Raw genomic sequence first — 21,999 nt, 5'->3', positions numbered from 1 at the left:
GAAGGTGATTATTTCTCTTGATTCGGCACTTGTCCGTTGCTTGAGCGACCGTTGCATGCTCGGAGGCCGTCGTTAAAACGGACTTGGGCGATGGCTCTTCGGGGGCGGAGGACATTCGTTGAAGCGAGAACCGGACGTTCGCGGACGATGCGTGGTGAATGGCAGTTCAGCGGCGCATGGCGGCCACCCCAAAGGTCAATGAGCGACTGCCGGCTTAGGCCGAACTTGAGTCAGTCAGGGTGTTAGGTCATTCACCGCACGATCATCAACATGAGTTTCCATGTCCGCTCTCGCGCAGTCAGCGCACGTTTGCGCGACGCTCGCAGGCGTTGCCTCTCAAGCACATGCACCTTATTTTGCGCGGCCATGAGTGCCGGCAGCAGACCCACCGAACACACTCCAACACCCCATCGACCGGGACAACGCGAACCGCTCGTCAAGCTGCTGCGTTGCACAAAAGTTGACTCTCGACGCCCTACGGACTTACCCGAATGCAAATTAGTATCAGTTTTCGGTTTCAATTTCAGTGGTGAAATATCGGCGACAGGGCTAACTTGCACACATGGCGTGGCGCAATGCGGTTTATGCGAACGCTCCAAAAAAAAGTGGGTCAGGAGGAGGACAGATGGACACCATTCCGAGTGCCACGGAGTGCCGATGCGGAACATGCGACTATTGCCGCGCGGCGCGCACGGACGCCCGGCGCGCCAACATTGTCCAGCCGGACCTGGAACTGGTCGCCGTCCCGCGCGATGAGTCGTTCAAGGTCTGGTCGCACGGTTATCCGTATCGCACGGTGCGCTGGCACTTCCATCCCGAATACGAAATTCAGGTCATTACATCGACGACGGGTAAATACTTCGTAGGCGATTACATCGGCAATTTCGCGCCCGGCAATCTCGTGATGACAGGGACGAATCTGCCGCATAACTGGGTCAGCAATGTGTCGCCGGGCGAACGTGTAGATGAACGCTGTCTTATCCTCCAATTCGATGCCGAGGTCGTCGCTAACGCCATCAAGGTCTTCCCGGAACTCAAGTGCGTGGAGTCCTTACTCGATGCATCGCGTTGGGGCGTGCTGTTCACACCGAAAACGGGTGCAGCCGCCGAACCGATCATGCGCGAGATGCTGGGCGCGCAAGGCATGCGGCGCGTCACGTTGTTTCTTGAATTGCTCGACTTGCTCGTGCACAGCGCAGAACAAGTCAAGCTCGCGAGCGCCGCTTATCGTGCGGACCCGGCGCGCTATGCCGAGACGCGCATCAATCATGTGCTTTCTTATATTGGCAAGAACCTGTCGCAAGAGTTGCGCGAAACGGAGTTGGCCGAACTCGCGGGACAAAGCGCCAGCGCTTTTTCGCGATATTTCCGGCGCCATACCGGCGTTCCATTTGTGCAATACGTGAACCGGCTGCGCATTAACCTCGCATGCCAATTGCTGATGTCGGGCGAACTGACCATCACCGATATCTGCTATCAGGTCGGCTTTAATAATCTCTCTAATTTTAATCGTCAGTTCCTGTTGCTCAAGGACATGTCGCCGTCGCGATGGAGGGCATATCAACAGCTCAACGCTGCCAGCGCGACTGAATCGCCTGACGCTGAGCACGCCCTGGAAGCGTTCGGTTAGCGCGTGGTTTCGCCGGTGATCGCTGAAAGCGGCGCCAACGCAGCATCCCGCGACGCAAGCTCGTCTTTGTAGTTTGCCAAGGATTTAACAGGTTCTTCCATGACGTAGCCAACGTTTTTGCGCGGACTGAACGAATGTATTGTGTAGTACAAAGTATATGGATTGCCACGAAACGAGTGCCCTGTATCTGCGCTAAGGAAGTAGAAGCGCACGCGCACGCTCTGCACTTAGAAGCCTCACCCGAAGCCCAAGCACGGCAGCATCTGCGCCGGAATTTTTTAAAAAAACGGAGACATTCGATGACCAGACTTTCGAACCAACTGATCGGCGCCAGCGTGCTGAGCCTGAGCTTGAACTTAATAAGCAGCACGGCGGCGCTGGCCGCACCCAGTGGCACGGTCGCCTTTCTGATGCCTGACCAGGCATCGACGCGCTATGAACAGCACGACTTTCCCGGCTTCAAGGCCGAGATGGCCAAGCTCTGTCCCGACTGCAAGGTGCTCTACCAGAACGCTAATGCCGACGTCGCGACGCAGCAGCAGCAGTTCAACTCGGTGATCGCGCAAGGCGCGAAGGTGATCGTCCTCGATCCAGTGGACTCCACTGCTGCCGCGTCTTTGGTTCATATGGCGCAGGGCCAGGGTATCAAGGTGATCGCCTATGACCGGCCCGTGCCTTCGACGCCGGCCAACTACTACGTGTCGTTCGACAACGAAGGTATTGGCAAGTCCATCGCGCAGTCGCTTGTCCAGCATCTCAAAGACACGGGCGTACCGACAGCCAAGGGCGGTGTGCTCGAGGTCAACGGTTCGCCGACCGACGCGGCTGCGGGGCTGATCAAGAAGGGCATCCACGCCGGCTTGGCGGGCAGCGGCTACAAGACGCTGGCCGAGTACGACACGCCGGACTGGGCGCCGCCGAAGGCCCAGCAGTGGGTCAGCGGGCAGATCACGCGTTTCGGGTCGCAGATTGTGGGTGTCGTGGCCGCCAACGACGGCACGGGCGGCGGGGCCGTCGCGGCCTTCAAGGCAGCCGGCGTCAACCCGGTGCCGCCAGTGACCGGCAATGACGCGACGCTTGCGGGACTCCAGTTGATCATCGCGGGCGACGAGTACAACACGATCCTGAAGCCGAGCGAGATCGTCGCGGCCGCAGCGGCGAAGGTGGCTGTCGGCTTCCTGTCGGGCCAATCCCCGAAGGCTGAAACGACGCTCTTCAACACACCGTCGCAGCTCTTCAAGCCGGCGGTCATCACGGCGAAGAACCTCAAGGCGGAGGTCGTCGACAAGGGGTTCGCGAGCGCCAAGGAGCTGTGCACCGACCGCTATGCCGACGGGTGCAAGAAACTGGGCATCACGAACTGAACCGGCGCGAACTGGTCCGGCAGCGATGCTGGACGGGATCCGGCTCGTGCCGGGTCCATCCACTTTTAACGAGGTATCCGTCCCATGACTGACAACTCCACAACCCGGTCCACGCGCGGCGAACTGGTGCTCAGCCTGCGCAGCGTCTCGAAGCACTTCGGAGCGGTCTCGGCCCTGACGGACATCGAGCTCGACGTGCACGCCGGCGAAGTGGTCGCCCTGGTGGGCGACAACGGGGCCGGAAAATCAACGTTGGTGAAGGTGCTCGCCGGCGTCCATCAACCCAGCACCGGCACGATCACTTTCGGCGGCAAGGAGGTCACGCTGTCCAATCCGGCCGCGGCGCTCGATCTCGGCATCGCCACGGTGTTCCAGGACCTTGCTCTGTGCGAAAACCTCGATGTCGTCGCGAACATCTACCTCGGGCGCGAGCTGAATCCGCTGCGTCTCGACGAGGTCGCCATGGAGGTCAAGGCCTGGACGCTGCTGAACGAGCTGTCAGCCCGCATTCCGAGCGTGCGCGACGTGGTCGCCTCGCTGTCGGGCGGGCAGCGCCAGACCGTGGCGATCGCCCGCTCGCTGCTGCTCGACCCAAAGCTGATCATGCTCGATGAGCCGACGGCGGCGCTGGGCGTGGCCCAGACCGCCGAGGTGCTGAACCTGATCGAGCGGGTGCGCGACCGCGGTCACGCGGTGATCATGATCAGCCACAACATGGAGGACGTGCGCGCCGTGGCGGACCGGATCGTAGTGCTGCGGCTCGGCCGCAATAACGGCGTTTTCTATCCCGACTCCTCGAATCAAGAGCTGGTCGCGGCGATCACCGGCGCCACCGAGAACGCGGTGTCGCGCCGCGCCGGCCGCCGCCAGGCCGAACAGAGCGCCTAGACCCAAGGAACGATCATGAGCAATGAAATGCAAGGCGCCCCGCAACGCGAAACGCAAGACCCGCCGCCGTCCGCGCTGCTCGACCGGGGCGATGTCCGCGTCAAGCACGCCGCCGGAGTCGGCGGCGCCGTTTCCGCCTTCGTCGAACGGGTGCGCTCGGGCGACCTGGGATCTTTGCCGGTCATCGCGGGCCTGATCATCATCTGGACCGTGTTCACCAGCCTGAACCCGGTGTTCCTCTCGGCCAACAACCTGGTGAATTTGCTATTCGACTGCTCGACGGTCGGCGTGATCTCGCTGGGCATTGTCTGCGTGCTGATGGTCGGGCAGATCGACCTGTCAGTGGGTTCGATGAGCGGCTTCGCGTCGGCCCTGGTAGGTATGCTCTGGGTCAATCACGGCTGGCCGGTGTTGCTCGCCATTGTCGTTGCCATCGCGGTGGGCGCGCTGGTCGGCGCCCTATACGCGCTGCTGCTCAACCGGCTCGGCATGCCGAGCTTCGTCGCGACGCTGGCAGGGCTGCTCGCGATTCTAGGGATGCAGTTATACGTCCTGGGCGCCACCGGGTCGATCAACTTGCCCTACGACGCGACGCTGGTGAACCTCGGCCAACTCATCATCATCCCCGCCGCCGTTTCATATCTCCTCGCGCTGGCGCCGGGCGCCGTGATGATGCTGCTCGGGTTGCGCACGCGTGAGCGCCGCCGGGCGTCCAATCTCTCTGCGCCCTCGGTGGGTAGCTTGCTCGTGCGCAGCCTTGCCATCACCGTGCTTTTGGAGCTTGTAGTTGCCTACCTTAACCAGGGACGAGGCGTGCCTCTGATGTTCGGTGTATTCCTTGGCCTCGCGGTCGCGATGGACTATGCGCTCAAGAGGACGCGATGGGGCCGGTCGATGAACGCGGTCGGCGGCAACCACGAGGCCGCGAGGCGCGCAGGCATCAATGTCAGTGCCATCTACACCAGCGCCTTTGTGCTGTGCGCCAGTTTCGCCGCGCTCGGCGGCGTGCTGACTGCGGCACGCCTTGCCTCGGCCAGCCAGCAGGCCGGCAGCGGCGACGTGAACCTGAACGCCATTGCAGCGGCGGTGATCGGCGGGACCAGCCTCTTCGGCGGCCGCGGCAGCGCGTATTCGGCGGTGCTGGGGATTATCGTGATCCAGTCGATTGCCAGCGGCCTGACGCTGCTGAACCTGTCGTCGTCGCTGCGCTTCATGATTACCGGCGCGGTGCTGGCGATCGCGGTGATCGTCGACTCGCTCGCCCGCCAGTCTCGCGTCTCGCATGGCCGTGCGTAATTTACAGCAACTTAGGATTACAAAATGACTGACATGATGAAGGGAAAGGTCGCCGCCATCACGGGCGCAGCATCGGGTATCGGCCTTGAGTGCGCGCGCACACTGCTGGCGGAAGGTGCGAAGGTCGTTCTGATCGACCGCGCCGAGGACAGGCTCGCCCAACTCTGCGCGGAACTGGGGCCAAACGCCTCGCCACTGACCGTGGATCTGCTGCAGCCGGCGGAAGTTTCCGCACTGTTGCCAAAGATCCTGGACCTCGCCGGCGGCCTCGATATCTTCCATGCCAATGCCGGCGCGTACGTGGGCGGTGACGTGCTGGACGGAAATCCGGACGAGTGGGATCGCATGTTGAACCTCAACATCAACGCCGCGTTCCGATCGGTCCACGCCGTGCTGCCGCACATGGTCGCGCAGAAATCGGGCGACATTATTTTCACCAGTTCCATCGCGGGCATCGTCCCCGTCGTGTGGGAGCCGGTCTACACCGCCTCCAAATTCGCGGTGCAGGCCTTCGTCCACACGATCCGGCGCCAGCTCTCCAAACATGGCGTGCGGGTGGGCGCAGTGGCCCCAGGCCCGGTCGTAACAGCGCTGCTTGACGACTGGCCGAAGGCGAAGATGGACGAAGCGCTCGCCTCGGGCAGCCTGATGCAGCCCAAGGAGGTCGCCGACGCGGTACTCTTCATGCTGACGCGGCCGCGCAACGTGACCATCCGCGATCTCGTGATCCTTCCAAACAGCGTTGATCTCTGAAACGCGTGACAGGGGCGAGTCCGGTTTGTACCCGATGCAGTTCGCCTTCTATCAGAAACGCCTTCTATAACAGGCATTGAGCAGGCAGTGAGCCATGACCTTAGAAAACCCGACTTCCCTAGCGACAGACAGCACACGCGATGTGCGTTATGTCGTCGGCGTGGACGTGGGCACGGGCAGCGCCCGGGCCGGAATCTTCGATCTTGCCGGCCGCATGATGGCCTCGGCCAAGCGCGACATTACCCTGTTCCATGCAAGCGGCTCCATCGTCGAACAGTCGAGCAGCGAGATCTGGAACGCCGTCTGCCAATCCGTGAAGGACGCGCTGTCGCAGGCCGCGGTATCGCCCGATCAGGTCGCGGGTATCGGGTTCGACGCCACCTGCTCGCTCGTCGTGCTGGGTGAGGGCGGACGGCCGTTGCCCGTGGGGCCCTCCGACCAGGCCGAACGCGACATCATCGTCTGGATGGATCACCGCGCCGTGGCGCAGGCGGAGCGCATCAACGCCACGGGCCACGAGGTGCTGAAATTTGTCGGCGGCAAGATCTCGCCGGAAATGGAGACACCGAAACTGCTGTGGCTCCTTGAGAACAGGCCGAGCGTCTTCGCGGCGGCATGGCAGTTCTTCGATCTGACCGACTTCCTGACCTGGCGTGCGACCGGGGATCTGTCCCGCTCTACCTGCACGGTCACCTGCAAATGGACCTATCTGGCGCACGAACGGCGCTGGGACGAAAGTTACTTCCGCAGCGTCGGTCTCGGTGTGCTGGCGGACGAGGCGTTTGCGCGCATCGGCCAGTCTGTTGTCGACCCGGGAACGCCGTTGGGGAGCGGGCTAACAGCGCATGCGGCCGCCGAGCTCGGCCTGCGAGCCGGTACGCCGGTCGCAACAGGCGCGATCGATGCCCATGCCGGCGGAATAGGCACGGTTGGCGCCGATGGTGACCCCGAGTCCAACCTCGCGTACGTCTTCGGCACCTCATCGTGCACGATGACCACGACCCGGAGTCCGGTCTTCGTACCCGGCGTGTGGGGACCTTATTTTTCGGCGATGGTGCCGGATGCATGGCTCAACGAGGGTGGGCAATCGGTGGCGGGCGCCGCGATCGAACAACTCCTTTCGATGCATCCCGCGACGCCCGATGCCCGAGAACAAGCGGAGCAAGCGGGCCAATCCCTGGCCGTCATGCTCGCCGGTCTCGCGGTGGAGACGGCAGACAGTTTGTCGGGGGCCGTGTTGTTGGCCAAGGGCTTGCATATTGTTCCGGAGTTCCTGGGCAACCGTGCGCCGCTGGCCGACCCCCACGCACGAGCCGTGATTGCGGGCCTTGGAATGGAGAATGACCTGAATAGTCTGGTCGCGCTTTACGTTGCCGGCATCTGCAGTATCGGTTACGGCCTTCGCCAGATCATCGAAGCGCAGACCCTGGCCGGCGCCCCGATCGAGCGGGTGGTCATCAGCGGCGGCGCGGGGCGGCTCGATCTTGTTCGGCAACTGCTCGCCGACGCAACGGGAAAGCCCGTGCTTGCCACGCAGGCGGAAGAGCCCGTCCTGCTGGGCGCCGCGATGCTGGGTGGCGTGGCCGGCGGCCTGTTCGACAACGTGCGCTCGGCGATGACCACGATGTCGCACATCAGCAAGACCTACGAGCCGGACGCAGGCAACATAGCGGCACTGCACGAGGCGCGGTATCGCGCTTTCAAGCAGTTGCAGAGCGTGGCCAGGGAAATCCGATAGGCTCACGCGTTAGGCTCACGCGTTAGACCCACGATTCGTGCCGGCAATGCATAGCACCACCTCGCAGCTTCGCATCTGGGCCGCCGTGCATTGCCAATGCGGCGCCATTACCTCGCTCCAATCAATTTTCGGATTGCCCGGAAAACAATAGGCTCCGACGTTTCACCCCAGCTATCGCAAGCGCCCCGAATGCTCTTGCTCGGCTTCGCCGCCAGGCGCTTCAACAATGCCTTCGCTCGTTGATCCAGTCTCGGATCGCCTAGATCCAACGCTTCAAATTCCTCTTCTACCCTAGACCCCGACTTGTCGTTTACGTGTACCCGAAATTCGAGAGTAAATGCGAGTCCGTCATCGTTTACACAACCCCTGGCATCGCAATTCCTGCAACGTACCTGTCTTACGTGCTTCGGTACGAGTTTGCGACTTCTGTGTAACGAGATGGGTTGACAGGGGACCTCTCCAAAGACAAACTCGGCAAGCATTTTAAAGCGCTTATGCGGTTACAACGTGCATCGCACGAGCCGTTCTCATTTGTCCAGCAGGAGCGTCATTATGAAGTTCATTTCTATAAAAATCCTTAAGCAAGCCATTGTTGAAATCGCGTATACGATGGCGTTATCGAGTGCTTTCGCGGCTACCATTTTCAATGCAACCACTACGGTTCAAGTTAGCGGCAAGGTTCAGTCAGTCAACACAAATACGCGTACTGTTACCGTTATTAACGACGCGGGGATCAGGGAGTCGTTCCAGGTCGGCGCGAATGTGCAGGGCCTCGATAAACTGAAGGCCGGTACCAAAGTAGTCGGCAGTGCAAACCGATCGGTTCGTCTCACTGTACTGGATTCATCCCCGCCTGTTGTTCCGCCTTCGCCCAATGGCGACCAGACCATCGCGCGCGTAGCGCATGTCGATAACCAAAACGGCTTTATCACTTTGGTCGATACAACCGGCGCGTCGTTTATCGTACAGACAAATCCGCCTGAGGCGTCCGCTTCGGTCATTCCGGGCACACGCGTTTTGGTCGACCTGATCAGCGCTGCTCCGGCAGCTCAATAAGCAGGGCAATTGCATGAAACGTGGCGTGTGGGGTTCTTTTGCTGCGCAAGGGTTTCTGATTCCGCTCGCCGCTTGGGATTTGGAGCCAGGGTTCGTGATCTTTACGATGGTTCCGGAGAGCTCATTGCGTTATACGCAACTTTCACCTATTCATTGAGCAACGCGCCGGGAAGCCCATAACCAAAGGCGTTCCGTACAAAGGTCGGTCAGAAGCCAGGCTGAAGGTCTCCAAAACGAGCGTTCATAAGTCATTGATTATTCAAGACTCAGTTGACTTGTGTATAACGCAATGCGCTAAACCCTCCCGCGAGGATGCCAGTCGACGAGAGGTCGGAAAAAATCCTCGCAGTGCATATGTCTCATTTCGCGACAGGTACGGTCGCCGCCGCGCGATCAAGCGTCCGATTCTGCGACAGTGGTCGAATTCCCAAATCGGCCGGGGCTGCTACCAATCCACTCAATTCCTTTTGTCCGTCAGGCGCCAAGGGCCCGTTCTGAAGGAGTGCGTGTCATCGGCATGGAGATTGCATAAACGAAAGCGATAAAAACGCGTTGGAAGAACTGGCATGCCTGCCCGTACCATCCAAGGCCGGCAAGTTCCCATGCAAGCCACGATAAGGAGACGAAACGTGAAAGCTGCCGTGCTGCATCAGTACGATGAATCATTGAGCCGTGACGAGTTCGTGCGTTATGAGGAGGTCCCTGATCCGAAGATCGGGCGGCCCACCGACGTGATCGTGCGGATTGGCGGTGCGGGTGTCTGCCGCACGGACCTGCACGTTGTCGAAGGCATTTGGCGCAGCAAGGTCGACGTGGTCTTGCCGTACATCATGGGCCACGAAAACGCCGGCTGGGTCGAGGCGGTCGGCTCGGCCGTCGAGAGCGTCAAGGTGGGCGACGCGGTGATCTGCCATCCGCTCGTGACAAGCGGTTACTGCCTGGCGTGCCGGCGTGGCGACGACATGCATTCAACCGACAGCAGTTTCCCGGGCATCAATGCCAATGGCGGTTATGCCGAATACCTGCTGACCGGCGAACGGTCGCTGATCAAGCTGCCCAAGTCGCTGGCGCCCAAGGATGTCGCGCCCTATACCGATGCCGGATTAACCGCTTACCGTGCTGCCAAGAAGGCGTCGCGCCACTTGCTACCCGGCCAGTTCGCCGTCGTGATCGGCGCCGGCGGCCTGGGACATATCGGCATCCAGGTATTGAAGGCTCTTTGCGCTGCCGAAATCATCGTGGTCGACCGCTCGGAAACCGCGTTGCAACTGGCTAAGGAATGCGGTGCGGATCATACGGTCAAGGGCGGCGGCGACGAAGTGCAAAGCGTGCTCGAGTTGACCAGCGGTAATGGCGCGGAGGCAGTCATCGACTTTGTCGGCGAAGGCGACGCGGTCGCCAACGGCCTTGCCATGACGCGCAACGCGGGGTTCTATTACATCGTCGGTTATGGCGGGAAGATCGAGTTGCCGACTATCGACATGATCACCAGCGAGAAAACCATTGTCGGCAATCTGGTCGGCACCTATCCCGAGCTGGTCGAGTTGATGGCGCTGGCCGATCGTGGACTCGTTCATCTGGCGACGAAGGAATACCGTTTGAGCGAGGCGAACCAGGCGCTCAAGGACCTGCATCACGGCAAGGTAAGGGGCCGCGCGGTGCTGATTCCATAACGATGGATCCGACCAGGGAGAGCGCCGTGTCGCCGCAGCAAAATCCAATGCCGATTCCCGAACGCGTGCGCCTGGTCATTGCATTGACCGAGGTGAATTCCCGTTACCTGCGCGGCGAAAATCGCTGCGCGGGCGCCGAGATCGAGTTGGCATGCGCGCTGGCGTGCGAGAAGCGCGAAGGCGCCACGCCCGACCGGACGCGGGACATTGTGCAATTGCGGGCGCGGCTGGACGCATCGGAAAACGAGTTGCTGGCTATTGAAGCCGAGCGTGACTGGCTTGAGAACGAGCTGGCGAATTTCGACACAACCGAGTCCGGCAGGAAACCCGGAGATCTGCAATGAATCGAATTCCGGTCACTGTTCTTACCGGGTTTCTCGGCGCAGGCAAAACCACGCTGCTCAATCGCATACTGCGCGAGCAGCACGGCCGGCGTTACGCGGTGATCGTCAACGAATACGGCGAACTCGGTATCGACGGTGGCCTGGTGGTGGGCGCTGAAGACGAGGTAATCGAGCTCAATAACGGCTGCGTATGCTGCAAGGTGCGCGGCGACCTGATTCGCGTGGTCTCGGGACTAATCAAGCGCAAGGGCGGCTTCGACGGGATCCTGATCGAGATGTCGGGATTGGCGGACCCCGCACCGGTGGTTCAGACATTCTTTGTCGACGATCTCATCCGTCAGCGCACCCGGCTCGACAGCGTGATCTGCGTGGCCGATGCGTTGCATCTGAAAGCGTGTCTCGCCGACAGCCGTGAGGCCGCGGAGCAACTGGCACAGGCAGATATCGTACTGCTTAACAAGGCCGATCTTGTCGATGCAACGGGTCTGGCTTCGGCAGAGGCGGTCATATGCGGAATCAACCCGACAGCGGAGTTGGTGCGCAGTGTCCGCTGCGCGGTGCCGTTGGCTTCACTACTTGATCGAGGTGCGTTCGATCTCAAGCGCCTGCATCTCGCCAACTCAGTCGAGGATACAGATGAGCCGGCCCCTGATGAACGGCCCTTTCGCCATATATCCATTGGTCCCGGACGTCATAGCCATGGCATAGATTGCGTGTCGCTGCGCGTCGAGAAGCCCCTGGAACGCAGCCGCTTCCTTTCGTGGCTGCAGCAACTGGTGGTCGAGCAAGGCCAGGATCTGTTGAGAGCCAAGGGGATCGTTGACCTGGCGGGATCGGATCGCCGCTTCGTGTTCCAGGGGGTACATATGACCATGAATACGGATTTCGACCGGCCGTGGCGACTGGACGAAGTACGCGATAGCAGGCTGGTGTTTATCGGCCGCAATCTCGACAGGCGTGGATTGCGGGAGAGTATCGGGCACTGCAAGACCGACCCATGAATGCGCCGCCGTCTTTGATCGAATTGCTTGGGGCCCGTTGGGTGACGGAGGCTCCCGTTGTCGCGCTTGCTTGGGATGTTGCGGGACTCCAGGCGGGATTTGCGCTGGGTGACGGCACCGTGGCGCTCGCGACCGGTGAGTGGCCTGGCGGCCCGGCGCTCAAGCCACGGCAGAGTGGTGGCGTCGAGTTCGTGCAGGCGCGCGAACCCCCGGCGCCAGTGGCTCGCTTCAGTGTGCATGACGGCACCTGCCTGGCCCTTGCCGCCGATCCTGAAGGAGGTTTTCTCAGCGGTGGGGACGACGGCCGGCTGGTCCATCTGAAGGCGGACGGCACGAGCGATATCCTCGTCGATGTACACGGTGAGTGGATCGATCTCGTGGCAACGAGCGCGGGCGGTCGGGCCTATGCAACCGGCCGCCGGGTTCACTGGCTGGGAGCCAGGCCGGCGAGCCTCGCGTTAGCGGGTTCGGCAACCGCTCTTGCTTTCAACACCACCGGCGATCAGTTGGCGATCGCACATCACGGCGGAGTCACGCTATGGCCGGTGGACACGCATGTTCCCCGCTTGCTGGGATGGCCCGGCTATCACCGAAGCGTCGCATGGAGTCGCGACGGCCGCTATGTCGTGAGCGGCATGGAGGAGAACGCTCTGCACGGATGGCGGTTGCCGGACGGCGGCGACATAGAGATGGGCGGTTATCCCGGGCAACCCCGGTCGCTATCGTTTTCGGTGGACGGCCGGGTGTTGGTCACGAGCGGTGGTTTGCGGGCCGTTTGCTGGCGATTCGACCCGCCCGGCAGCGACGGCCAGCCGCGGGAATGCGGCATTGCGGGCAAGGCCCCGGTCACTCAGGTGGCTTGCCATCCCACCCATCCGTTGATTGCCGTTGGCTACCACAATGGCGCGGTACTGCTGTGCCAGTCGGGCGGCACTGATGTTCTATTCGTCAAAGGGGCTGACGGCAGTCCTGTCAGTGCCATTGCCTGGTCGCCCGATGGCGGACGGCTGGCAATGGGTACGGAGGCCGGTGAGATCGGCCTGGTGTCGTTGCCGGAGGCGCTGTTTCATTTTGGCAGTCCGCTGTGAAGGGGCGGGCAACACTCATTACATAAAGACGGAGACAACCATGACCAGTGAACACCTCTCAAAGGATCAGTTCTTCGAGCGGCTTGGAGCGATTGGCGACGAAATGATCGCAGCTTACGGCAAGGACTTTGCGATGGGGGCCCTGGTCTTAGCCGCGCGTTTCATCGCCGAAAGGAAGCCGAATGGTGATGACACGCAGAGCGTGATCTATAAGGGCGACAAGCGTGGAGGCCTGGGGTTGTAGGTGGTCGTGTATCGAGGCTCAAGGTTAGTCGATCTGGCGTCGATGCCGCTGCAGGTGAATGGCGAAGGCTGCAATCAAGACCGTCTTTTCTGTATTCATATAAATGATTTGGCATCCTGATTGATAGGAGGATTGCGCAGTGCTTCCGCTTCGTTGCCAGACATCTTTTGAACAGCAGCACGTGGCGGCCAGCAGCGTCCCAATATCGGACAGGTCCGCTGAATGCGAATGTCGCATAACAAAACAGAATTCGGCGCCGGCGTCCTGCGCAAACGACGCTGTATACCGCACAGCCTTATGAGGCGGTACATGAGCCTCGTTGGCACGCTAATCGCTCTACGAGTACAGATCAAGACCCAAGTGTCGATGATCCGAAGTACAAGAAAAAAGACAGGAGGCATGGATCGTGAAGACTAGACCGGAACATCAGTCTGTTCAGCATTCACGCACCAGTTTTTGTTCGCGACCGTGACCTCCGGCCCGTGTTGTTGATTGTTGACTCTGGCCGTGGCATCAATCGGCCCCTGCCCGTAACGCCGCCCTATGACGATGAAACACGACGTTGAAATACGACGGTGACTCGTGAAATGAAAAAGGAGAGCTCAATGTCTGACGGATTAACCCTCAACAAGATCACGTCTCAGCGCGGGATCAGCATCGGCGAGGCGGCACGCCGTGTCGCCGATCTCGGCTGGACGCCCAGTTACGTTCAGGAAGCGATGACCTTCCCGACGGACTACAAGATCAGCAAGGCGCCGCGCGACCCGATGAAACAGGTGCTGCGCTCCTACTTTCCGATGCAGGAGGAGAAGGATAACCGCGTCTACGGTGCGCTTGACGCGGCGTTGCGCGGCGACATGTTCCGCAACGTCCAGCCGCGTTGGGTCGAGTGGATGAAGCTGTTCCTCGCGATCATTCCGTTCCCGGAAATCTCGGCGGCGCGTTCGATGGCGATGCTCGGCCGCCTCGCCCCCGGTGAAGAACTGCGCACAGGCTTCACCATGCAGATGGTCGACGAGTTCCGCCACTCGACCATCCAGATGAACCTCAAGAAGTGGTACATGGAGAACTATATCGACCCGGCCGGGTTCGATATAACGGAGGCGGCATTCGGCAAGTGCTATGCGACCACGATCGGTCGTCAGTTTGCCGAAGGGTTCCTCACGGGTGACGCCGTCACCGCGGCGAACGTGTTCCTGCAAGTGGTCGCGGAAACGGCGTTCACCAACACGCTGTTTGTCGCCATGCCGTCGGAAGCCGCGCGCAACGGCGACTATGCGTTGCCGACCGTGTTCCTCTCGGTGCAGTCCGACGAAAGCCGGCATATCGGCAATGGCCATTCGCTGGTGATGTCGGTCATCAATGATCCGGACAATCATCTTTTGCTGGAGCGTGACCTTCGCTACGCCTTCTGGCAAAACCACGCCATTGTCGATGCGGCAATCGGTACATTCATTGAATACGGCACCACCGACCGGGACAAGAACAAGGAATCGTACGCCGAGTTGTGGCACCGGTGGATCTATGAGGATTACTACCGTACGTACATGCTGCCGCTGGAGAAATACGGCATCAAGATTCACCACGATGACGTTGCGGCTGCCTGGGACCGACTGGTCAAGAAGAATTACGTCCATAAGGTCGCACAGTTCTTCTCCGTGGGCTGGCCGGTCAACTTCTGGCGTATCGAGGCGCAGACCGAAAAGGACTTCGAGTGGTTCGAGCACAAGTACCCGGGCTGGTACGCCGAGTTCGGCGACTACTGGAAGTGGTACGCGAAGAAGAGCGTGCCTGGCGAGACCAACATGCTGTTCGACCAGGAGAACGGATATGTGTACCCGCACCGCTGCTGGAGCTGCCTGGTGCCGTGCCTGATCCGGGAAGACTTCGTGGTCGACGAAGTGGATGGGCAGCTGTACACCTATTGCTCGGAGTTGTGCCACTGGACCCACAAGGTAGCGTTCGCCTCGGAATACGAAGGGCGGCCGACGCCGGCCATGGGGCGCTTCAGCGGACGCCGCGAGTGGGAGGAGTGCTACCACGGCTGGGATCTGGCCGATTGCATCAAGGATCTCGGTTTTGTGCGCAGCGACGGCAAGACGCTGGTGCCGCAACCGCATCTGCGGTTCGACGACCGCAACATGTGGACGCTCGACCATGTTCGCGGCAACATCATCCAGAGCCCGATCGTTCTGCTGCGGGGAATGACGCCGGAGCAGCGCGAGAAGCACATCGCTGAGTATCGAGCTGGATTCAAGATCAATCCGGTGAACTGACGAAGCGATGTCGTCCGGGAGTCATTGAGTGAATAAAGCTCCCGGACGAATCAGGAGGGCACGATGAGCAGCACGACCGATACGCAATGGAAGAGGGATGCCATGCCGGAAACAATCGACTACCAGACGGTTCATATAGTGCGATTCGAGCCTGTCGGCGTCGAGATGGAGGTCGCGGAGGGTGAGACCGTGCTGGATGCCGCGTTCCGCCAGGGCATCTCGGTGATGCACGGATGCAAGGAAGGACAATGCAGCAGTTGCAAGTCCCTGTTGATCGAGGGCGACGTCGAGTTGAAGAAGTACTCAACCTTCGCGCTGCCCGACTATGAGCGTGAGACGAATCACATCTTGCTGTGCAGGACGCTCGCCTTCAGTGACCTGACAGTGGAACTGCTGAATTACGACGAAGACCTGATGCGCCGCTCAATTGCGGTGAAGGAATTCGGGGCAACGCTGACGAAGATCAGCGCGCTGACGCACGACATCAGGCTGCTCGAAGTGGAACTGGACCAGCCCCTGCGGTTCTGGGCCGGCCAGTACGTTGACTTGACTATTCCGGGGCTGGACATCACACGGTCGTTCTCCATGGCGAGCGTACCAAGCGAGCCAGGGGGCCAGACGAGCCTCGCGTTCATTATCAAGAAATACCCCACTGGTGCTTTCTCTTCTCAGCTCGACGACGGCCTCAAGCCCGGTGACCGGCTGGTGGCGAAGGGACCGTACGGCACCTGTTTCCGGCGAGAGGAGCAGCCGGGGCCCATGGTGCTGGTGGGCGGCGGTTCTGGAATGTCTCCCTTGTGGTCGATCCTCAACGATCTTGTCCAGAGCGGCGAGCAAAGGCCGGTACGTTTCTTCTACGGCGCCCGTACCCGTGGCGACTTGTTTTATCTCGACGACTTCGCCGAGCTCACGGAGAAACTGCACGACTTCCGCTTTATCCCGGCGCTTTCGCATGCTGAAGCCGGCGACGACTGGACCGGCGAGACCGGCTTTATTCACGAGGTGCTCGGACGGACCTTGCGCGAGGAAGCGCTTGCCGGCGAGATCGACGCTTATACGTGTGGTCCGACACCCATGATCGACGCGGTGATGCCCGTACTGCAAATGGCCGGCGTTTCACCCGAGCGGCTTTATTTCGACAAATTTACCCAGGCCGTCCGCTGACCGCCCGTCGCAGGGCTGCAGACCCGAAGTTCCGATAACTGAAAGACGAAGGAGGATCGACATGAGCACCACGATAGAGCAACCGGCACCGCTTGCATCAGGCGCGGCCGGCGCGGCCCAGTTTGCTGGCTGGGACAGTCGCAAGTACAACTACTTCGAGCCCAAGGGGCGCAAGGCATCCCACTACGAGGACATGACCGTCGATGTTCAGCCGGACCCGAAGCGTTACTTGCTGCAGGACTGGATCATCTCGTTCGCCGACGGCACGCCGACCTATTCGGAAACATGGACCGCAGCCAAATGCACGGACTGGCACAAGTTCCGCGCGGTCGATGAGGAATGGGAGCGCACTCACTACCAGCGCCAGTCGACTATCATCGGCATGATCAGCAGCGCTATCAGCAATGCCCGGCGCTCGGGCGCGGTGAAGCGTTTCGACAAGGCGTGGCTCAAGGTGCTGGAGCAGCATCTTGGCGCCTACAAGCATGCAGAGTTTGGTCTGGGTACCGCGACCATGCACGCGCAGCGCTACGGCGTGACGCAGATGATCAACAGCGCCATCCTCACGAATGCATCGTACAAGCTGCGCTTTGCGCAGGACCTGACGCTGTACCTGGGAGAAGTCGCACTGGACGCGCCGAATCTCGACCTCGACGCCGGCAAGTCACACTGGCTGAACGATCCGATCTGGCAGGAAACGCGCCGGGCAGTGGAGGCTATTGGCGGCGCAACTGACTTCCTCGAAAAGTACTTCGCGGTGAACGTGGTCTTCGAGCCGTTGGTGGCCGACCTGTTTCGCAGCGGTTTCATCATGCAGATGGCGGCGTCGCAAAACGACTTCCTGACGCCGACGGTAGTTTCCGCGGCCGAGGGCGACTATGAGCGCAACCTGGCTAACGCGGTCGAGCTATTTCACATGCTTGCCAACGACCCGAAGCATGGGGACGCCAATCGAAAATTGTTCGGCGAGTGGCTGGAAAAGCACGGCGCCCTTGCATCCGAAGCGGCGAAGCACTTGCAACCGATCTGGTCGATTCCGCATGTGAAGGTGGTGCAATTCAACGACAGCCTGAACAGTTCGATAGAGCGCGCCGAAATGATCGCTCGCGAGATTGGCATTCATTTTCCACTGTCGATCCGGGCCTGAATCATCCCTTGGTGATCCTTTGTCAATCCGTTTGTAATCCGAGCTAACCGGGAAGAGGAGTACACGATGTCAGTGCATACCGACAACATCTTCAAGTCGATGAAGGACGTTCGTTTCGAGCAGACCATTTCTCATCAGTGCGGCGTCACCATGAACGATAGTGTCGAGGCACGCGCTATTGCGGATTTAATGGCGCAAAAGCCCGGCATCAAGGTGACCTACCTGCCCGCGATGATCCGTATAGACGGGCAGGGGAAGATCGAGTTCAAGATGAGTGAGATCAGTGAATCGCTTGGCCGCGAAATGACCCCGCATCTGTTCGAGATTTCCACCTCGACCCATTACGGGCGGATGGTGATGGTCGATGACGACACCGTCGTGCTGTTCGGCAATATGGACGACGCCATGGCTTATGAGTGACCCCTGGCCCTACCGTACCGCCATTCGCGACCGGCATTGCATGACCTTTGCGTGACATGTTGCCGGTCGCTTTTCGCACAACCATGGAGACAATGTCATGTATCGAACCACGGACGGTGACGAGATTTTCATTATCGACGGGCACGTTCATCTTTGGGACGGCAGCAAGGCCAACCTGAAGAATGTGCACGGCCAGCAGTTCATCGACTGCTTCTATGCCTATCATTCAAACCTGAGTCCCAAAGAGTATTTGTGGCCCAAGGAGAAGTTCGACAAGTATGGCGAGGAAGCCATGTACAACGACCTGTTCGTCACAGGGTACGACGACATGGCGATCTGTCAGCCGACGTACCTGACGGACTTCTACAAGAACGGCTTCAACACCACCGAATCCAACTACGTGTTGAAGGGGAAATACCCGCATCGGTTTATCGTCAACGGCGCGTTCGACCCACGCGACGGCGAGGCCGGGCTCGATCGCCTGGACGAGTTGTCCGAGCGCTACAAGATCCAGGGCGTCAAGCTCTATACCGCTGAATGGCGCGGCGACAGCAAGGGTTACAAGCTTTCAGACCCGGGCGTACAGAGATACTTCGAACGCTGCGAAAAGCTGGGCATCAAGAACATCCACGTCCACAAGGGCCCGACAATCCTGCCGCTCAACCGCGACGCCTTCGATGTTGCTGACGTCGACGATGCAGCGACGAGCTTCCAGAACCTGAACTTCATTGTCGAGCACTGCGGCTTGCCGCGCCTGGACGATTTCTGCTGGATCGCGACCCAGGAAACCAACGTCTATGGCGGCCTCGCGGTGGTGTTGCCGTTCATTCATACACGCCCGGAATATTTCGCTCACGTGATTTCGGAGCTGCTTTTCTGGATCGGCGAAGACAAGATCCTGTACGGCAGCGACTACGGTATCTGGTCTCCGAAGTGGTTGATCGAGAAGTTCATGGCGTTCGAACTGCCTGAATCCGTCAGCAAGGAAACCGGCGTTCAACTGTCCCTGACAGCGAAGAAGAAAATCCTTGGGCTCAACGCGGCGCGGTTGTATGGAGTCGATATAGAAGCGCAGAAGAAGCTGCTGGCTGACACGCGTCAGACGGCCACGGTATGACCATCATGCGAGCCGAAGCGACGATTGAGCGGGCCGCGGAGGTGTGGGCGCGGCTCGGATCTGTTATCGACCCCGAGCTCGACGAATCGGTGACGGAACTGGGGTTCGTCACTAGCGTAGAGGTCGATAACGGCGGAGAGGTTCGCATCGATTTCAGATTGCCGACCTATTGGTGCGCCGCGAATTTCGCGTTCCTGATGGCTGACGACATGCGTATTGCCGTCGCGGCCTTGCCGTGGGTCAAGAAGGTCACGGTGGGGCTCGGCGAGCACATGTATGCCGACGAGATCAATCGCGGGGTCGCGGCCGGGCTGTCGTTCCAGGCTACTTTCGGCAGTGAAGCCAGCGGTGAACTGGAGGAAGTTCGCCGGACCTTCATGGTCAAGGCCTTCCAGCGAAGGCAGGAAGCGCTCCTGACGCATCTGCTGGATCACGGGCATGAGTCAGCGGTGCTGCTGCGCCTGAGCGTGGCGGAACTTGCCGCGCTGCCTTGCGATGCCGCGGGCCATCGCCTGGTCGTTCGCTATCTGGAACGACGCCCGGTCGTTGGATCGCATGCTGATGAACTGGCCTTCGTCGACCAGGATGGCGCATTGCTCGATGCCGGCCAGATCCACGCTTACCTGCGCGCCTTGCGACGGGTTGGCGTCAACGCCGAATTCAACAGTGCGCTGTGCCGCGGTTTGCTGGCGACCCGATACGGCGCGGAATGCGTACCTCAAGTGGAGGTCAAACCGGTGCATTTCGTTCGTTCCATCGATGTGGCCAGATCAACTTAAAATGGTTTGTTATCCGAACCAATCATAAAAGGAGACACGCAATCATGCCGAATATCATGTTGCACGACGATGAGGCCCGCATGGCGCTCGGCCGCGGAGTAGCCAAGCTCGCCAAGGCGGTACGTGGCACGCTCGGCCCGCGTGGGATGAATGCGATCATCGACCGGCCGATCGGCACGCCGATCATCTCCCGCGATGGCGTGAGCATCGCCAATGAGATCGAACTGGAGGACGTGTTCGAAAACATCGGCGCGCAGGTCGTCAGGGAGGTATCGAAGCAGACCAATGAAGTCGCCGGCGACGGCACCACGACGGCGACCGTCCTGGCCGATGCACTGGTGCAGGACGGCCTTGCCTGTCTCGCGGAAGGGGCCAACCCGGTCGAGCTGGTCCAGGGCCTGGAGGCCGCTGTGACAGAAGTAATCGCGGCGCTCAAACGCACAGCGACTCCGCTGCGCGGAAGCGAGGAGGTGCGTGCCGTTGCCATCGTGGCCGCCAACGACGAGGTCACGGGCGCAATGGTGGCCGAAGCGCTGGAGCGGGTCGGTCCTGATGGCATCGTCGACGTCGAATATGGAACGACGGTCGAAACGCGCCTGGAAGTGGTCGATGGCATGGCCTTCGATCGTGGCTACCTGTCTCATCACATGGTCACGGACCTCGAAAGAATGCAGGTGGTGCTCGATAACCCGCTCATTCTGATGACCGATCAGCGGCTGCAGTCGGTAGAAGAGGTGGCGGCCATCCAGGCGCTCATAGCCGACAGCAAGCGCCCGCTGTTGATCATTGCCGAAGAGGTTGCGCCCGCCTGTGTGGTGAGCCTGCTCGCCTGGCGAGACAACGGCGGGGTCCCCGTGGCGGCTATCCATCCGCCTGAATACGGGCATTGGCGCAAGGCGATGCTGGAGGATATCGCCATCGTTACGGGAGGCCGGGTGATCGCCCGCGACCTCGGCGGAAAACTCGAGACCGCGGAACTGCGGGATCTCGGCAGCGCCCGGCAAGTACGCATTTCCGCAAACCAGACCATCATTACGGCCGGTGGCGGCGATCCGGTCGGCGTCGTTGCGCGTCGCCAGCAGGTGGCACGCCAGTACGAGATGGCGCCGGAAAATGTTGAACGGGACAAGTTCCAGGTGCGCCTCGCCAAGCTATCCGGGGGTACCGCAATGATCCTCGCCGGCGGGGCCACACCGGTTGAACAGAAGCGCCGGCTTCATTTGATCGAGGATGCGATCAACGCGGCGCGCGCGGCTATTGCCGAGGGAGTCGTACCCGGAGGAGGAATGGCGTTGCTGCGGGTGTCGTCCGAACTTGAAGGGATCGTTTCACGAACCCAGGGAAGTGTCCAGCAGGGCGCGAGACTGCTGCAGCGGGCCCTGACGAAACCGCTGTTTCACATCGCGACGAACTGCGGCCTGAACGGCGAGGCGATCGTGGCTGAGGCCGTGCGATCAAGACTGGGCATGGGACTCGACGCACGCACGGGCGCCTTCGTGAACCTGATAGAGGCGGGCATTATCGATCCGGTGAAGGTCAGCTATAGCGCGGTGCGCAATGCCGCGTCGGTTGCAGGATTGATCCTGACCACCCAGACCTTGATTGCCAAGAAGCCGGAGACGATCGATCCCACGGCTGGCCCTGCGCTTGGCGGTGGCGCTGAATTGTTCGGCCGGAAATAATCGTGGTGTACCCGGTTGCCATGCGGATACCGGGTACAGAATGTAAAATAATTCGGAATCCGAATCAGATGGCGAAATTAACTTTAAAGAACTTGGCAAACGTGCATTGCTGGTTGGCCCGGTTTCCGGCTTGGACTAGCTTACAACGCATCAAGTCCGCTTTATGTGAGCGCGTGGCGGGACTGAGCACGCTTTGTAATAGCGGGCTATTACGTCGATGACCGTTGAGTCATTTCCGCCAAGAATAGCGCTGCAAGGTCTCGGTCTGTGCCTGCTATGCGTCTTGCAAAAGAATAGTTGGTCATGTTGGCCGGGCCGTGTTTTCCCGAGCGGACCTGA

At 60.4% G+C, this 21,999-nt stretch carries 20 protein-coding genes; 19 read left to right on the top strand and 1 reads right to left on the bottom strand.

What is annotated here, in order from left to right:
• Nucleotides 1-625 precede the first annotated feature (625 nt).
• The 6 genes from HB376_RS19900 to HB376_RS19875 all read left to right on the top strand — a co-directional run bounded on the left by HB376_RS19900 (nt 626) and on the right by HB376_RS19875 (nt 7,669).
• Nucleotides 626-1,630: an AraC family transcriptional regulator gene (locus HB376_RS19900; RefSeq protein ID WP_213765388.1), complete on the top strand. Its 1,005-nt coding sequence runs from the start codon at nt 626-628 to the stop codon at nt 1,628-1,630.
• A 299-nt stretch (nt 1,631-1,929) separates the two neighbouring features.
• Nucleotides 1,930-2,994, top strand: coding sequence for a sugar ABC transporter substrate-binding protein (locus tag HB376_RS19895; protein ID WP_213765387.1), 1,065 nt, complete (start codon nt 1,930-1,932; stop codon nt 2,992-2,994).
• A gap of 84 nt (nt 2,995-3,078) precedes the next feature.
• The gene (locus HB376_RS19890; protein ID WP_213765386.1) at nt 3,079-3,882 is read left to right on the top strand and encodes an ATP-binding cassette domain-containing protein; all 804 of its coding nucleotides are present in this window, start codon (nt 3,079-3,081) and stop codon (nt 3,880-3,882) included.
• A 15-nt stretch (nt 3,883-3,897) separates the two neighbouring features.
• Nucleotides 3,898-5,178: a sugar ABC transporter permease gene (locus HB376_RS19885; RefSeq protein ID WP_213765385.1), complete on the top strand. Its 1,281-nt coding sequence runs from the start codon at nt 3,898-3,900 to the stop codon at nt 5,176-5,178.
• 24 nt (nt 5,179-5,202) lie between these two features.
• Nucleotides 5,203-5,931 (top strand): SDR family oxidoreductase, encoded by a 729-nt coding sequence (locus HB376_RS19880; RefSeq protein WP_213765384.1) that lies wholly within the window; start codon nt 5,203-5,205, stop codon nt 5,929-5,931.
• Between the two features lie 94 nt (nt 5,932-6,025).
• Nucleotides 6,026-7,669, top strand: a complete 1,644-nt coding sequence (locus HB376_RS19875) for an FGGY-family carbohydrate kinase (RefSeq protein ID WP_213765383.1) — start codon at nt 6,026-6,028, stop codon at nt 7,667-7,669.
• A gap of 107 nt (nt 7,670-7,776) precedes the next feature.
• Here the strand turns inward: HB376_RS19875 and HB376_RS41075 are convergent, their stop codons facing one another.
• On the bottom strand, nt 7,777-8,151 hold the full coding sequence (locus HB376_RS41075; RefSeq protein ID WP_255631448.1) for a transposase: 375 nt from the start codon (nt 8,149-8,151) through the stop codon (nt 7,777-7,779).
• Nucleotides 8,152-8,221: 70 nt separating this feature from the next.
• Between HB376_RS41075 and HB376_RS19865 the strand changes: the two genes are divergently transcribed.
• The 13 genes from HB376_RS19865 to HB376_RS19805 all read left to right on the top strand — a co-directional run bounded on the left by HB376_RS19865 (nt 8,222) and on the right by HB376_RS19805 (nt 21,660).
• Complete coding sequence (locus HB376_RS19865) at nt 8,222-8,725, top strand: hypothetical protein (RefSeq protein WP_213765381.1); 504 nt, start codon at nt 8,222-8,224, stop codon at nt 8,723-8,725.
• A 629-nt stretch (nt 8,726-9,354) separates the two neighbouring features.
• The gene (locus HB376_RS19860) at nt 9,355-10,398 is read left to right on the top strand and encodes an alcohol dehydrogenase catalytic domain-containing protein (protein ID WP_213765380.1); all 1,044 of its coding nucleotides are present in this window, start codon (nt 9,355-9,357) and stop codon (nt 10,396-10,398) included.
• Nucleotides 10,399-10,445: 47 nt separating this feature from the next.
• Nucleotides 10,446-10,742 (top strand): hypothetical protein, encoded by a 297-nt coding sequence (locus HB376_RS19855; RefSeq protein WP_218627317.1) that lies wholly within the window; start codon nt 10,446-10,448, stop codon nt 10,740-10,742.
• Nucleotides 10,739-11,743 (top strand): GTP-binding protein, encoded by a 1,005-nt coding sequence (locus HB376_RS19850; protein WP_213765378.1) that lies wholly within the window; start codon nt 10,739-10,741, stop codon nt 11,741-11,743. The genes HB376_RS19855 and HB376_RS19850 overlap by 4 nt, the downstream gene beginning before the upstream one ends.
• Nucleotides 11,740-12,831: a WD40 repeat domain-containing protein gene (locus tag HB376_RS19845; RefSeq protein WP_213765377.1), complete on the top strand. Its 1,092-nt coding sequence runs from the start codon at nt 11,740-11,742 to the stop codon at nt 12,829-12,831. Before HB376_RS19850 ends, HB376_RS19845 begins: the two co-directional genes overlap by 4 nt.
• A gap of 40 nt (nt 12,832-12,871) precedes the next feature.
• A complete protein-coding gene (locus HB376_RS19840; protein ID WP_213765376.1) occupies nt 12,872-13,075 on the top strand; it encodes a hypothetical protein in 204 nt (67 codons plus the stop codon).
• A gap of 605 nt (nt 13,076-13,680) precedes the next feature.
• Entirely contained in the window at nt 13,681-15,351 is a 1,671-nt protein-coding gene (locus HB376_RS19835; RefSeq protein WP_213765375.1) for an aromatic/alkene/methane monooxygenase hydroxylase/oxygenase subunit alpha, read from the top strand.
• Between the two features lie 102 nt (nt 15,352-15,453).
• Nucleotides 15,454-16,515, top strand: a complete 1,062-nt coding sequence (locus HB376_RS19830; protein ID WP_213765457.1) for an FAD-binding oxidoreductase — start codon at nt 15,454-15,456, stop codon at nt 16,513-16,515.
• A 61-nt stretch (nt 16,516-16,576) separates the two neighbouring features.
• Nucleotides 16,577-17,662: a toluene hydroxylase gene (locus HB376_RS19825; protein WP_213765374.1), complete on the top strand. Its 1,086-nt coding sequence runs from the start codon at nt 16,577-16,579 to the stop codon at nt 17,660-17,662.
• A 66-nt stretch (nt 17,663-17,728) separates the two neighbouring features.
• Nucleotides 17,729-18,082: an MmoB/DmpM family protein gene (locus HB376_RS19820; RefSeq protein ID WP_213765373.1), complete on the top strand. Its 354-nt coding sequence runs from the start codon at nt 17,729-17,731 to the stop codon at nt 18,080-18,082.
• A gap of 97 nt (nt 18,083-18,179) precedes the next feature.
• Entirely contained in the window at nt 18,180-19,199 is a 1,020-nt protein-coding gene (locus tag HB376_RS19815; protein ID WP_213765372.1) for an amidohydrolase family protein, read from the top strand.
• Nucleotides 19,196-19,978: an iron-sulfur cluster assembly protein gene (locus tag HB376_RS19810; protein ID WP_213765371.1), complete on the top strand. Its 783-nt coding sequence runs from the start codon at nt 19,196-19,198 to the stop codon at nt 19,976-19,978. The genes HB376_RS19815 and HB376_RS19810 overlap by 4 nt, the downstream gene beginning before the upstream one ends.
• Nucleotides 19,979-20,022: 44 nt before the next feature.
• On the top strand, nt 20,023-21,660 hold the full coding sequence (locus HB376_RS19805) for a molecular chaperone GroEL (protein WP_213765370.1): 1,638 nt from the start codon (nt 20,023-20,025) through the stop codon (nt 21,658-21,660).
• Nucleotides 21,661-21,999 lie beyond the last annotated feature (339 nt).

It is taken from the genome of Caballeronia sp. dw_19 (assembly GCF_018449515.1).
Taxonomy (GTDB): Bacteria; Pseudomonadota; Gammaproteobacteria; order Burkholderiales; family Burkholderiaceae; genus Caballeronia.
This window is presented reverse-complemented; position numbering and strand designations above follow the sequence as displayed.